The sequence below is a fragment of the Collinsella aerofaciens genome, assembly GCF_027679495.1.
Taxonomy (GTDB): Bacteria; Actinomycetota; Coriobacteriia; order Coriobacteriales; family Coriobacteriaceae; genus Collinsella; species Collinsella aerofaciens_AK.
The window spans coordinates 132,449-145,678 of sequence record NZ_JAQEKC010000001.1 but is presented as its reverse complement, the minus strand read 5'-3'; the positions used below and the strand labels follow the sequence as shown (position 1 = coordinate 145,678).

Below are 13,230 nucleotides of genomic sequence, written 5' to 3'. Positions count from 1 at the left end.
AACAACATCCGTTCTAGCGGGCTTATCAGACTTTTTGGCTACGCACTCGGTGGCTCGGGCAGCCCTTACGCAAACAGGCCGTAGATGCTGATATTGGCCTTGGCGTAGAGGCCGTTGGCGTACTCGGTCCACTTGGAGCTGGCGCTCGAAGCCTGCGAGGAGTACTGCTGATAAGCAGTGTAGTAGGCGGTCATGGCCTGCTTATAGGTAGCGCTATCGGCCGTAAAGGCATCGTCGGCGAAAGCCTTAGCATAGGTGCTATCGGCGTCCTTCCAGGTGCCCTTTGAGCTATCCCACTCATCGCCGGCAAGGTTGATGATGTAGTCGGCGTAGTCCTTGCTCGCGGTCTCCTCGTTGCCGTCAGCAGGCTCGGTCGGGGCGGTCGGCATGCTTGCGGAGCTGTCGCCCACCTTCTTCTTGTAGAGCTTCTGCAGCGTCGCGGACTGACGGACGATCTGCTTGGCCTGGTCCTTGGACACGCCGTACTGCGTGGCCATGGTCTTGTAGTCGGAGGTGCCGATGGACTCCTCGGCGTACTGCTTCATTTCCTTGGAAGAGACGGTAATGCCCTCGTCCTCGGCAGCGTCCAGCAGAATCTGGTTGCGCACGTAGGACAGGATAACGTCGGCAGACGGAGCGGTGTAGTTGCCGTCGTCGTCCTTGACAGTATCGAGGCTGTATTGGCTCTCGATGGCCTCACGCGCGGTGATGTCGCTCTTCTTGCCGTTGTAGCTATAGCTTGCCACGGTCGAATCGAGCTGATCCTCGGTCAGGGTCGCCGAGCCGACGCCCTTGCCGCCAAAACCGCCATTGCCAATAAAGAAGCCGACCACCGCAGCGATCACGATGGCGACCACAAAGGCGGCAATCATCGTCTTCTTGTGCTTGGATGCGCGGTCGTTCGCGTCGGAGTCGTCGTCCTCGTCCTGCTCCTCGGGCATAAGGTTCTCGTCGGCGGCGTCGGCGGCGATCTTTGCCTCCAGGCGAGCGTCCTCCTCCTCGGCAGTCGTGCCGGCGGCGATATGTTCGGCAGACGTGCCGGCGACCAGGTCGATCTTCTCGTCCTCATCACCGTCGGGGCCTTCGCCGCGCTCGATGATCTGGATGCCGTCGATCTCGTCCTTCTCGTCCTTCTTTTGAATCAGACCCATATCAGTTACTCCTTGTTAGGAAACATAGTCCTCAATAGAATACGCCCGACAGAGCGCCGGGCGTATTGATTCTTAGGTTATACGCAAACACTTAAGTACTATTTAGGCGTTTGCAGCGTGCATACCTTAGGCCAGGTGCGCAATAACGGCATCGGCAAAGGCCTGCGTGCCCACCGCGCCCTCAACGGAGCCGGTCTGGGCACGACGCACGTCACCGGTAACCTGCTCGCCCTCGTCGAGCGTGGCGGAGACGGCGGCACGAATGCGATTGGCAGCATCGGTCTCGCCCAGGTGATCGAGCATCATCGCAGCAGAGAGGATCTCGGCCGTGGGGTTGGCGATATCCTGACCGGCGATATCGGGCGCGGAGCCGTGCGTTGCCTCAAAGATGGCGCAATCGGCACCGATGTTGGAACCCGGAGCCATACCCAAGCCACCAACCAGGCCGGCGCACAGATCACTCACAATGTCGCCGTACAGGTTGGGCAGCACCAAGACATCGAAGTCGTTGGGGTTCTGGACCAGGCCCATGCAGGTGGCGTCGACGATCTTGTCGTTGAACTCGATATCGGGATAGTTGGAGGCCACCTCGCGCGCTACGCGCAGGAACAGGCCGTCGGTCGCCTTCATGATGTTGGCCTTATGCACGGCCGTCACCTTTTTGCGGCCGCAGCGGCGGGCATACTCAAAGGCATACTCCACAATGCGGCGGCTCTTGGCGATGGAGATCGGCTTGATCGAGATCGCGGAATCGGCGGCGAAGGTCTTTTGGCCCGAACGCTCGACAAGCTGCGAGAGCTCCTCGACCTCGGCAGCGCCCTCATCGAACTCGATGCCGGCGTAGAGGTCCTCGGTGTTCTCGCGCACGATGACCAGGTCGACGTCGCGGAAGCGCGAGCCGTCGCCCGGCTGCGACAGGCAGGGGCGCACGCAGGCGTACAGGTCGAAGTGCTTGCGCAGGGCCACATTGACGCTGCGGAAACCCGTACCGACCGGCGTGGTGATGGGGCCCTTGATAGCAACCTTGGTCTCGGCGACCGCATCGAGCACGTGCTGAGGCAGTGGCGTGCCAAACTCGTCCATGACGCCGGCACCGGCCTCTTGGACGTTCCAATTGATCTGGACACCGGTGGCCTCGACCACGCGGCGCATGGCCTGCGTAATCTCGGGACCGATACCGTCACCGGGAATCAGGACTACATCGTGCGCCATAATCTGTTACTCCTCGTCTTCGGCGGCCTCAGATTTTTTAACGCTAGCACGCTTCTTCTTTTTGGAGAGATCCAGGCCAAAACGTTTAACAAGCATTTCGCAAATCTCGCTCGAACGGGCCTTGAGATAGCTGCCCTTACCGTTCTCGGCATCGAACTTAAGGCGCAGCGCAAGCTTCTCGGCAACCTCGGCGTCGATCTCGCCCTGGCAAAACTCGTACAGGCAACCGAGCATGTCGCGATACTCAAGGTCGCCGTGGTAGCACTGGATGGCCTCGTCCAGGATGGGCCAAGCCTCGCGCGAACGCTCGACACTCGTGGCACCCCACACGCACAGCAGGCGGAAGGCGGCATAGCGCAGCGTGGAGGAGATTTCGTCGAACAGTGCAGTCTCGGCGCCCTCAAAGGCATCGCCCAGCTGCTCAGGGCAGGTGGTGGCGAGCGCCGTCAGGGCATCGAGGGCCTCCCAGCGGGTCTGCGCCTCGGGGCGGTCGAGTGCCTCGATCAACGCGGGCACGCAGGGCACGACGCGCTGCGGATCGCGCTCGGCAAGCAGGTGCAGCACGCGGGCGGCAAACTGGCGGATGCGGCGCGTGGGGCAGCCGAGCTCCTGGACCAGACGGTCGACGGCGTTCTCGTTCTCCTCTGCCAGCTGAAGCTGTGCCAGCTCCTCGTCGGTGAGCTGTTCTTCCTTGTTTTCTGCCATAGTTACCTCTTCTTACTATTTCTTAGCGTGCTTGCCAGCACCCTTGCTGTCATCGGTGACCGAGATGAGCTGTCGGTCGGCCGCGCCATTGCGGCGTGCGCGGCGACGCTCCTCGGCATCGCCCGCGTCGGCGGCGGCGCGGTGAGCCTTGTTGACGTTAAAGACCTCGTCGTGCTTGCGCCACGGGCCGACGGACTCGCCAAAGCTCATCTTAAGACCGGCGATAAAGCCGCCGAGCCAGCCGATCGGCGCAAACTGCACCAGCGGGAACAGCGAGAACACCCAGGTCAGTAGGACGACTGCCGCCGCTCCTGCAAAATTGGCAATCCAGTAGTCGCGCTTGGTGATCACGCGCTTTTCGCACGCCCACTGGCCGCACAAAAAGCCAATGTAGATCGCAAAGAGAAAGAGCACCAGCGCTAGTACCACGAACGTCCAGCTCATGGGCGCTACTCCCCGTGATGGTGGCCGCAGCAGCACTCATGGCCGTCGTCATGGCCGTGGCCGCCGCAGCACTCGTGGTCCTCGCCATGGTGGTGGCCACAACCGCACTCATGGTCGTCGCCGTGCTCGCCGCAACCGCAGCCGTCCTCGTGAGCGCCATGCTCCTCGGGACGATACTGCGACCAGTCCAGACCGGCGGCGATGGCGTCGGCCTCCTCCTTATAGAGGACCGTGATGGCCTGGGTGCCCAGCTTGGCACCACCGATGGCGTCGAGCATGTCGTAGAGCGTAAAGGCCACGTCGGCGCCGGGCAGCGCAAGCTCGCGGTCGTCGGCATAGGCGAGTGCCAAGCGCAGGTCCTTAATGAAGTGCTCAACCATAAAGCCGGGCTTGTAGTCGCCGTCGAGCGCCTTGGGCGCCAGGCTCTCCATGGCGCCGGACTTGCCGGTACCGCCCAGGATCATCTGGCGGGTCTTCTCCAGGTCAAGGCCGCTCAGCTCGGCAAATGCCATGGCGTCTGCCATGCCGACCATGCAGGCGCCCAGTGACACCTGGTTGGCGAGCTTGGCAGCCTGGCCCTTGCCGGCGCCGTCGAAGCAGCAGATGTTGGCCGCAAAGGTGGAAAGGATATCGCGGACCGGCGCGATGTCGTTCTCGGTGGCGCCCACGATAGCCGTGAGCGTGCCGGCGATAGCACCCGACTCGCCGCCGGTGACGGGGCAGTCAAACGCCATGCGACCAGAAACCTGGGCGGCCTCGGCAATGTCACGGGCGAGCTCGGGCGAGCTCGTGGTGAGGTCGATCAGGACCGCGCCGGGCTTAGTGCACGCGAGCAGGCCGTCGCCCGCCAGGTAGAGCTCCTCGACCTCGGAGGGATAGCCCACCATGGTAAAGACGACATCGGCGTTAGCCGCGGCATCGGCCGGCGTATCGGCCCAAACGGCACCGTGCTCGATAAGCGCGGCGGCCTTGGACTTGGTGCGGTTGTTGACCGTGACGGAATAGCCGGCGTCCAGAATGTGGCCGGCGATGGGGGCACCCATAATTCCGGTGCCGATAAATGCGACAGAGAGCTTGTTTGCCATGAAACCTTTCCTTTTGGGTTGGGTGTTATTACCAGGTTGAATACTCGGTGCCAGCGTTTGGGCTGTAGTTGGGATCGATTACGGCCGCAGCGCTTGCCTACTGACCGCGCACACGGCGCGCGATGCGGTCGGAAAGCGACGCCTTGTCGGCGCGGTTCTTACCCCAAAACGCGCAGGCCACCATGCCGGGGCCCACGTGCGAGCCAATGGTGGGACCCACGGAGCTGCGAATGATCGTAACGTCGGCGCAGCCCTCCTCCTTGCGGATGGCGGCTTCGAGCCAGTCGCCGTCCTTTTCGGCATCGGCCGTCATGATGGCGATGGGCATGGTGCGGTCGGGCACGTAGTTCTCGCGGAACGACTTGAGGATGGACTTGAGCGCCTTCTTGCGGCCGCGGTTGACGCCGATCAGCGACAGCGAGCCGGCCAGGTCGTAGGAGAGCTCGGGCTTGACGTCGAGCTTTGCCGTGAGCTGCGCCGCCGCGGGAGGAATGCGGCCGCCGGCAGCCAGTGCGTCGAAGCTCTCGAGCGTAAAGTAGCCGTGCACGTAGGTCTTTGCCTCGTTTGCCCAATCGACCAGCTGCTTGGCGGTCAGTCCCGCCGAACGCTGGCGCACGGCCTCGAGCGCCAAGAGCGCACCGGTCGCGCAGGGCAGAGCGTTGTCGACCACGTAGAGCTCAAAGTTGGGATACTCGGCGCGCACGACATCTGCCGCCTGGCACGCGGAGTTGTAGCTCGACGACAGCGCCGAGGTAAAGCACAGGTAGACCGTGGGCGTGCCCTCTTTGGCGCACTCGGTAAAAAACTCGATATAGCGACCGAGCGACACAGCCGAGGTGGACACGCGGGCACCGGCGCGCATGCGGTCGTAGAACTCCTTAGGGCTCATGCTCGACCAGATGTCGTCTGTGCGCTCCTCGCCATCGATAATGAAAGGGAAACCCAGGATATCGACATCGAGGTTCGCGGCGACCTCGGGGCTAAAGTCGCAGCAGGTATCGACGACGATGCGGCAACGGTTCGAATGACCGGCGGATGCGGCCTTGTCCATCAAAGCGACTCCTTACGTAAAAAGGCGGCCACCCGCATGGGATGGCCGCCAACCGTTAACTCATGCAAGTTAACGTATTTTACTCGTCAAGTGTTTCGATGCGGGGCTTGATGATGCCATATCCACCATTCTTACGGTGATACACCACATTGATGAGACCGGTCGTCGCGTTCTCGAACACGTAGAAGTCGTGGCCCAGCAAATCGGTCTGCACCAGCGCCTGCTCCTCGGTCATCGGGGTGACATCGATGACCTTCTCGCGGACGAGCAGGTCGTCGTCCTCCTCGGGCAGCAGCAGGTCGGCCAGATCCTCAACGCGCTCGACCGGCGCGACATCCGCGGCACTGGCACCACCCTGGCGGTTGTCCACGACCTTGGTCTTGAACTTGCGCAGCTGGCGGGTGACCTTATCGGCGGAGAGGTCGATTGCAGCGTACATATCTGCACCGTGCTCGGCAACGCGAATCACCGAACCGCGGACACGAACCGTAACCTCGACGATTGCCGGGTTGGGGTTCGAGGGGTTCTTCTCATAGCGAAGTACAACGTCGACCGTCATGGGCTCGATATCGAAAACCTTGAGCGCCTCGCCGATCTTCTCATCCACATGCGCACGCAGAGCATCGGTTACCGTCGTCTTGCGTCCAGAAACCTTGATATCCATACGTGGCTCCAATCTGCCTCGGGGACTTACTGTACTGGCTATGTACCCATTGCCGTGCATTTAATCACGCGGATTCCCAAAGACCCGAATAACGATTGCTTGATACCGCATACCGAAGTCTCGCACTTTTCTGTGGCAAAGTGCGCTATAGGAGGGCGACGGCGACTTTGGTTTTGCACCTAAAAAATGTCTTTGACCTGCTGGTTTTACGGAAACGAAAAAGCCGGGCTCCCCTGTTGGGAAAGCCCGGCAATGCGTGTTGAAACCGTGAAGAGGCGTCTCTCTTAGCGCATAGGAGACGCCACCCCTAGCAATAACTAGCTATTGAGCTTGTTAATGTCGTCGTCGGTGATGGTGCCTTCCTGGCTGGACGAGTTGTCCTCGGAGGATGCGGTCTCATTGTTGGAATCGGAGGACTCGCTGCCGGAGGACGTGGCCTCACTGGACTCAGAGTCGCCCGGCTGCACGTTAGCGCCCGAAACCGTCTTAGTGGTGAGGTCGTAGGGCATCGTGCCATACCAGACAGAGTGGACCGCCTCGAGCGTACCGTCGACCGTGATGTCGTCGAGGGCATCGCTCACGGCACGGCACAGTTCGTCATTGGACGAGAGGCCCGCAACACCAAGCGTCGAGGGCGCCTCGAGCGCACCGACATAGGAGACCTCGCTCATCAGGCGTGCAAGGTAGCCGCCGGCCGTGGAGTCGCAGATCACATAGTCGACCTCGCCGGACTCGAGCGCCTCAAAGCACTCGTTGATGTTGGAGTAGGTCTTTTGGTTGGCGGTAATGTTCTGCTTAGCAAGCGCCTCCTGCGAGGCCGAGGACATCTGAACGCCCAGGGTGGACGTGTTAAGGGTATCGGTGGAAACGCTTAGCGACCCACCATCGCTAGTTTTACCGAACACGGAAGTGGCATCGTACAGGCAGGTGCCGAGCGAGCTAATGTCCCCGTCCGTGGAGCTAATCTCGCCGATAAAGATATCGGCCTTTTTGTCGCCGAGCGCGGAACCTGCCGAAGACGCATCGACAAAGGAGACCTTAAGGCCCATGCGGCTTGCGAGGGCGCGGGCGGCGTCAACCGCATACCCCGTGAGCTCGCCGTCGGCGTCCTGCATGGCCTGCGGCGCATCGGAAGTATCGAGGGCGACCGTCAGGGTTCCGGGAGTGACCAGGGCGTCGTCCGACACCGCCGGCGTGACGGTCTCGTACTCGATCTGGTCGATCGTGGGAGTCGTGAACGCAGACAGCGGGTTGAACGCACATCCGCTCAGGCCCAAAACGGCGATGACCGCTGCGGTCCCAGCACCTAACCGAGCCGCGTGCATCAAGCTGCCCCTCACCATGTCCACTACCCTACCTTCTGTGTCGTATACGATCCGTGCGTTGCACGGAATATCAGGTTGTTCCCACCAGCTGACCTGGTATTTGACCCCACACTTGCGCACCGGGGTGTTTGCTCGGGAGGCCGCAGCCACCTTCACGACTGGCCCGCTCGCCCGCGAGGCGGTATTGCCCCAAAGAAAGTCGAACGGACGGTGCGGCTTACATCTAGGACGCGCCATGATCGCGCCGCGCGCACGCGGTCGCTTACGTGGATCCCTTTGACCGCGTCTGTCTTGGACTAGGACGGGCATTTCGTCCGTCCGCAACCACAGCCTGGCAGGAACGTAGCGCATTATAGCTAAGTTCAAGCTAAAGTTTAAGGTTAGGGGCGTTATTCGCATCGCGAGTACAGATTTCGCAGGTCAGGACGGACCGCACGTGCTCTGATTGAGCCCGTCGCTCCCCTATGGAAAGCCCCAACACACCCGTCTTAGGGCGCCGTGGCCAAAAAATAGCAAATATGAGTACTGTTACCAATTTAGTAGCAGGAGTTTTTGGCTCTGCAAGCTGTTTTCACGCTCTATAACGTCAGATTGATGCCAGGATATTCCACATTTGTTTAATAACTTTCTAATTTACGCCCTCTTCCAGTCCCAAAATCCCTGATTTTGCTGTTACTGAATTTGTAGCAGTACTCATATTTGCTATATTTTGGCCAGAGCATATATCCAACCCCCTGTTTCAGAGCATTGTTAGGCGGGTTTAAGCCCAAAACACGCCCGCAGCGTGTTAAGCAGCGCCTCTTGCTTTTTCCTGCGGGCATCGACACGATTCCGGTACCGCTTTCGCATACGCTGGTGCATGCGCCATGCGAGCGCCTCCATTGCTTCCATGTCGCAGAGCATCTCGTTATTGACCGTCGCGACCTCGATTCCCATAGTAATCAAGCCCGTGTTGCGTTTTTCATCATGGATACGTCCCCTCCGGGAGGAATGGCCCAGCTCACCGTTGTATTCCAGGTCAAACTGGGCTGCTTCCTGATACGCATCGCAAACTGCATGCGGCATCCCCGAGACTGCCTGCGCACGGTCATCGAACTCGATCTTGTAGTCGGTCTTAAAGGGACCGCAGGCAAATCCGCCATAGGAAAACGGAAGCGAAAACAGAGCGAGCATGATGCACTCCATGGGCGAGCGCAGATTTTCTGACAGGTAGGGACACAGGCGCAGCAGCTGTTTGGCCACATTCCCCTTGCATGCCGCGAGGTAATCTACCATGCAATCGGGTGTCAGCACGGACTCGACCTCAAAGTAACCGACATCTGGCGGCTGGTCTTTGTCCTTTGCCAATTTGTTCACGACAGGCGAGGTGTAGGGAGGCAGATACTTCCCGCGGTCACTCAGTGAAATCTTAGAGCACAGCTCCTGAGCCAGGGCAAATGCCTGGATGCAGCCGACCTCGCGGGCGACGACAACACAAAGGGCCTCGGGAGATAGACTGTACACCCCCGGTTCCACCTCTAGAATCGAGCCGGCAGGCAACCCGGAGCATACGGACCAGCTCACGCCAAGAATGCGGCGGCGCTGCGCTGCAGACCTTACCAGCAAGCACAAATCCTCTTGCACCTCGCTGCTTGCGGCCCCAATCCGCACCAAGTCGGGAAGATAGATGTCCTCGGTCGAGGGCGACGACGTGCGCAGCACATGGCGCTCTTCATCGGGATTGAGGTCCCTCCAGCTTATGTAGCCCATCTGCCGGCGCTCGGCGCGCATCATGCGTAGCGCCGAGGCGCCTGTTAGGATTACGGAAGCCGCTAGCTGTTCGCCTGTCGGCTCGTTGCACCGCTCAATCTTTACTGCCACAAAACCACCCCTACCAAACGCGTGCGATAGCAAGGCCATCGACTGCCGCAGCGCCGGCGCGCTTGAGTTCCGCCGAAGCCGCGGCCATCGTCGCGCCCGTGGTGATAACGTCATCGATAAGCAGCAAGCGGCGGCCGTGCACGTCCTCAACCGTCTCGTACATGCCTTGGGCACGCTCGCGGCGCTCCTCACGACCGAGTTCGCGCTGGTCGCCATGCCCGTACTTGACGAGAGCATCGAGCAGGGGAACACCCGACAGCTCGCAAAATGGGCGCGCGATAGCCTCCATATGATCAAAACCACGCCGCCGAAACGCTGCCGCCGTCGCAGGCACAAACACCACAGCATCCGCACCGGACAGCACGCCTCCGTAGCGATCGGGCGCTACGACCTGGGCATGCAGGGCGGTGTCGTAGAGCAGCTCCGCCAGATACGGAGCCAGACGTCGCTCGCCCGCATCCTTGTACGCTTTAATGATGCGCGGCAGCGGATGCGCATAGACGGCGCACGCCAGGCAGCGGTCGAGCGCCTCCGCCATTGCCGAGGACGTGCCCTCGACCGAACACTCAGTGCACAGCAAATCCCCAAACGGGGCGCCGCATCGGGTGCAGCTATGACGTGGGTCGATGAGCGTGAGCGCAGCCAGGCAGTCTTGGCAAATAAGCGTACCGGCGCGCTCGCAGCCGGCACATCGTGTTGGCGACAATGCCTCGAGCGCCTCGCGTGCCACCCGCTCGGCAAACGGTAGTAATTCGTCCGCAAACGGTAGGGTACCGGCACCCTGCAGACAGCTCAATATGTTCAGATGGCTCTTCAAGACACAACCCTCCCTACGTTCGGTCGCAGGGAGGGTTGTTGATTCGGCGCTATGATACCCCGATGTGCTCGGGGCAAGGCGGGCTAAATCCGCTCGCGGGCGTTATTCGCCGGCGGGCGGTTGTGGTGCAGACGAAGACGGGGTCGAGCCCTCGCCACCATTCTGGCGCGGCTTGCGGGAACGGCGACGGCGACGGCGCTTTTGACCCTGGTCGGCCGAGCCCTCGCCACCGCGATCCTCGCGCGGCTCGCGCTCGTCGCGAGCCGCGCCACGCGAAGCCTTGGCAGCCGCTCCCCCGCCATCTCCGGGACGACGGCGCGTGACCTTGACTTCGCCATCCGAAACCTGATCGGCCACGGAAGGAACCGAGGGCTTCTGCTGCGTGCCCGAGGAATGGCGACGGCGCGGACGTGGCGCGCGCTCCTCCTCGCCACGCGGCTTGCCAGCCTTGTCGGCAGGCGCATCGGAGGCCGAGACGCCCTTGGGAGCGGCACCGGCCTCGCGAGCAGCTGCGGCGCGGAAGACGTCCTCGCGCTCCTCGCTCGACAGGTGACGGCGACGACGGCGCGTGGGATTCATGCCACCGCCGCGGTTTTGCTGCTGGGGCTGCTGAACCTCGCGCTCGCGGGAAGCGTTCTTGCCCGCGGTCTCGCCATTGTCGACGGACGCCGCGCGCTTGCGACGACGACGGCCACCGGCGGCCTCCTCGGCCTCGGGTGTCTCGGCCTTACCACGGCCCTTTCCGCGGCCACGGCCCTCGCCCTGGCTCTGAGCAGCGCGAGCATCGGATTCGGCATCGCGACGACGGCGCTTGGGCATCGACGTGCCGGCAAGACGGTCGGCGCTCGACAGGCCATCGCCCACGTCGACGCCGTTCTCGCGGTCGAGCTCCATGAGCGCCAGGCGCATCTCGGGCGACTCGATGCGCTCGAGCACGTCACGCGTCACGCAGTCGGGGCGGCAATTGCAGCCCTGCTCGGCAGCCTTCTTTTTGCAGCCCTCCGAGCACGTCATATCGGCTAGGTTGACCTTAAAAACCTTGCCGTTCTCCAGGCGCAGCACCAGCTGCTCACGCGGCGTGTCATATTCCTGAATACGCGCCTTGCCGAGCGGCGTATCGATGAGCGTCTTCTTTTTGGGCGCACGGCTCTTAAAGTCCTTGTACGCCTCGAACTCATAACGCAGGCAGCACATCAGGCGGCCGCACACGCCGCTGATCTTGGACGAGTTGAGCGGCAGGTCCTGCTCTTTTGCCATGCGAATCGAGACGGGTTCAAACTGTCCGCCAAAGCGCGTGCAGCAGAGCTCCTGTCCGCACTGGGCGTAGCCACCCACCAGGCGGGTCTCGTCGCGCACGCCGATCTGGCGCATGTCGACGCGAATGTGCAGCGTCGAGGACAGGTCCTTGACGAGCTGGCGAAAATCGACGCGCTCCTCGGCCGCAAAGTAGAACACGGCCTTCTCGCCGCCAAACAGGTACTCAACGCCCACCGGCTTCATCTCGAGGTCGAGCTCCTTGACCAGGCGGCGGAAGTCGACCATGGCCTCGTCGCCCTGAATGGCCAGGTCGTCGGCAAGCTGCAGGTCGATGTCGCTCGCCACGCGCAGCACGGGCTTGAGCGGCTGACCGATCTCGTCTTGCGGCACCTCAAAGGGATCGGCCGTGACCAGGCCGATCTCGGTTCCGCGCTCGGTGGAGCAAATGGCATAATCGGCCTCGAGGATATCCAGATCCTGCGGATCGAACCACAGGTCGCGCGAGGCGTAGGTAAACTTAACGGGTACGACTAACGGCATTTCAGTGCCTTCCTGATATCGAACAGCATGACCTCGATGGCCAGCTGGGGAGTAACGTTTCTGGCGATGTTGCGCTCGGCGGTTGCGACCGCCTCGAGCGCCCGGGTGGCGCCCGCAACATTGGTCGCGGCGGCAAGCCGACCGATCGTGTCGCGCACATCCTCGTTCACGACGTCGGCCGCCTCATCCTGAAGCGTCAGCAGCACGTCGCGCATGAGCGTCCGCGCGCTCGCCAGCGCTTCCATGATACCCGAACGCTCGCGCGCGTTGAGTTCGCGCTTGTTGCGGTCCTCAAGCTGCTTCAATGCTCCACGCGACAGGTAATCGGCGTTTTGCTCGAGCACCTTTTCCTGCGTGGACTTGACCTCGGCGAGCGGCGCCTTAACGGCGACGATGAGTGACTTGGCGCGGCTGAGCACGTCGGCCTCGTCGGCGGCGATAAGCGAATCGATGGCGCGAACCATCTGACGGCGGGCGTCCTGGCGCTCGGCGCTCTTGAGGAACTCGATGCCACGCGTGGGGCTTCCCGCTACGGCGACGGCCATGCGGCAACGCGCAGGGTCCTGACCGGTGGCGCGGCTCACGGCCTGCGCGGCGACGACGGGCGATACCAGCCGAAACGGCACGCACTGGCAGCGGCTCACGATGGTGGGCAACATCACGTCTGCCGAGGTGCCCAGCAGGATGAACATAACGCCCTCGGGCGGCTCCTCGAGTGTTTTAAGCAGTGCGTTGGCGGTGTTGGCGCGCAGTTGCTCGGCACGGTCGATGATGTAGACCTTGGCCTTGGCACGGATGGGCGCCAGCGGAACGTCGTCGAGCAGCTCGCGGGTCTGGGCGATGAGGTAGCCCGTGGCGCTCTCGGGCGTGTAATAGTGCACGTCGGGGTGCGTATGGCGGGCGACGCGCACGCAGCTATCGCATGAGCCGCAGCCATCCTGCTCGCACAGGAAGGCTTGGGCGAGCGCCCACGCGGCGTCGAGCTTGCCCGCGCCGGGCGCGCCCAAAAACAGGTAGGCGTGCGATGCGCGACCGCTGGCGACGGCATTGGTCAAAAAGTCGCGCACGCGCTGTTGGGTGTCAAGCTTGGCCAGCAGGCTTGTCTGAGCGGGGGCCATG

The 13,230-nt window shown here is 62.1% G+C and carries 12 protein-coding genes; all 12 read right to left on the bottom strand.

Annotation, left to right across the window (positions count from 1 at the left end; genetic code table 11):
• Positions 1-65: 65 nt before the first annotated feature.
• Positions 66-1,151, bottom strand: a complete 1,086-nt coding sequence (locus tag PGW49_RS00740) for a hypothetical protein (RefSeq protein WP_270225006.1) — start codon at positions 1,149-1,151, stop codon at positions 66-68.
• A 126-nt stretch (positions 1,152-1,277) separates the two neighbouring features.
• Positions 1,278-2,363, bottom strand: a complete 1,086-nt coding sequence (locus tag PGW49_RS00735) for an isocitrate/isopropylmalate dehydrogenase family protein (RefSeq protein WP_270225004.1) — start codon at positions 2,361-2,363, stop codon at positions 1,278-1,280.
• 6 nt (positions 2,364-2,369) lie between these two features.
• Positions 2,370-3,068: a HEAT repeat domain-containing protein gene (locus PGW49_RS00730; protein WP_270225002.1), complete on the bottom strand. Its 699-nt coding sequence runs from the start codon at positions 3,066-3,068 to the stop codon at positions 2,370-2,372.
• 15 nt (positions 3,069-3,083) lie between these two features.
• Positions 3,084-3,512: a hypothetical protein gene (locus tag PGW49_RS00725; protein ID WP_055310425.1), complete on the bottom strand. Its 429-nt coding sequence runs from the start codon at positions 3,510-3,512 to the stop codon at positions 3,084-3,086.
• A gap of 5 nt (positions 3,513-3,517) precedes the next feature.
• Positions 3,518-4,597, bottom strand: coding sequence for an NAD(P)-dependent oxidoreductase (locus PGW49_RS00720; RefSeq protein WP_270225001.1), 1,080 nt, complete (start codon positions 4,595-4,597; stop codon positions 3,518-3,520).
• A 97-nt stretch (positions 4,598-4,694) separates the two neighbouring features.
• Entirely contained in the window at positions 4,695-5,648 is a 954-nt protein-coding gene (locus PGW49_RS00715; protein ID WP_270224999.1) for a DegV family protein, read from the bottom strand.
• Positions 5,649-5,727: 79 nt separating this feature from the next.
• Positions 5,728-6,312 (bottom strand): ribosome hibernation-promoting factor, HPF/YfiA family, encoded by a 585-nt coding sequence (hpf, locus tag PGW49_RS00710; RefSeq protein WP_117746081.1) that lies wholly within the window; start codon positions 6,310-6,312, stop codon positions 5,728-5,730.
• Positions 6,313-6,629: 317 nt separating this feature from the next.
• Entirely contained in the window at positions 6,630-7,655 is a 1,026-nt protein-coding gene (locus PGW49_RS00705; protein WP_270225054.1) for a substrate-binding periplasmic protein, read from the bottom strand.
• Positions 7,656-8,387: 732 nt separating this feature from the next.
• Positions 8,388-9,497, bottom strand: a complete 1,110-nt coding sequence (locus PGW49_RS00700) for a hypothetical protein (protein WP_270224997.1) — start codon at positions 9,495-9,497, stop codon at positions 8,388-8,390.
• A gap of 10 nt (positions 9,498-9,507) precedes the next feature.
• Positions 9,508-10,314, bottom strand: a complete 807-nt coding sequence (locus PGW49_RS00695; RefSeq protein ID WP_270224996.1) for a ComF family protein — start codon at positions 10,312-10,314, stop codon at positions 9,508-9,510.
• A gap of 102 nt (positions 10,315-10,416) precedes the next feature.
• Positions 10,417-12,111 carry a PSP1 domain-containing protein gene (locus PGW49_RS00690; RefSeq protein ID WP_270224995.1) on the bottom strand — a complete coding sequence of 565 codons (1,695 nt, stop codon included), beginning with the start codon at positions 12,109-12,111 and terminating at the stop codon, positions 10,417-10,419.
• Positions 12,102-13,229 carry a DNA polymerase III subunit gene (locus PGW49_RS00685; RefSeq protein WP_270224993.1) on the bottom strand — a complete coding sequence of 376 codons (1,128 nt, stop codon included), beginning with the start codon at positions 13,227-13,229 and terminating at the stop codon, positions 12,102-12,104. The genes PGW49_RS00690 and PGW49_RS00685 overlap by 10 nt, the downstream gene beginning before the upstream one ends.
• Position 13,230: the final 1 nt, after the last annotated feature.

Coding starts and splice junctions, on each gene's coding strand:
- PGW49_RS00740 (WP_270225006.1), bottom strand. CDS start 1,151: ATGGGTCTGATTCAAAAGAAGGACGAGAAGGACGAGATCGACGGCATC.
- PGW49_RS00735 (WP_270225004.1), bottom strand. CDS start 2,363: ATGGCGCACGATGTAGTCCTGATTCCCGGTGACGGTATCGGTCCCGAG.
- PGW49_RS00730 (WP_270225002.1), bottom strand. CDS start 3,068: ATGGCAGAAAACAAGGAAGAACAGCTCACCGACGAGGAGCTGGCACAG.
- PGW49_RS00725 (WP_055310425.1), bottom strand. CDS start 3,512: ATGAGCTGGACGTTCGTGGTACTAGCGCTGGTGCTCTTTCTCTTTGCG.
- PGW49_RS00720 (WP_270225001.1), bottom strand. CDS start 4,597: ATGGCAAACAAGCTCTCTGTCGCATTTATCGGCACCGGAATTATGGGT.
- PGW49_RS00715 (WP_270224999.1), bottom strand. CDS start 5,648: ATGGACAAGGCCGCATCCGCCGGTCATTCGAACCGTTGCCGCATCGTC.
- hpf (WP_117746081.1), bottom strand. CDS start 6,312: ATGGATATCAAGGTTTCTGGACGCAAGACGACGGTAACCGATGCTCTG.
- PGW49_RS00705 (WP_270225054.1), bottom strand. CDS start 7,655: ATGGTGAGGGGCAGCTTGATGCACGCGGCTCGGTTAGGTGCTGGGACC.
- PGW49_RS00690 (WP_270224995.1), bottom strand. CDS start 12,111: ATGCCGTTAGTCGTACCCGTTAAGTTTACCTACGCCTCGCGCGACCTG.
- PGW49_RS00685 (WP_270224993.1), bottom strand. CDS start 13,229: ATGGCCCCCGCTCAGACAAGCCTGCTGGCCAAGCTTGACACCCAACAG.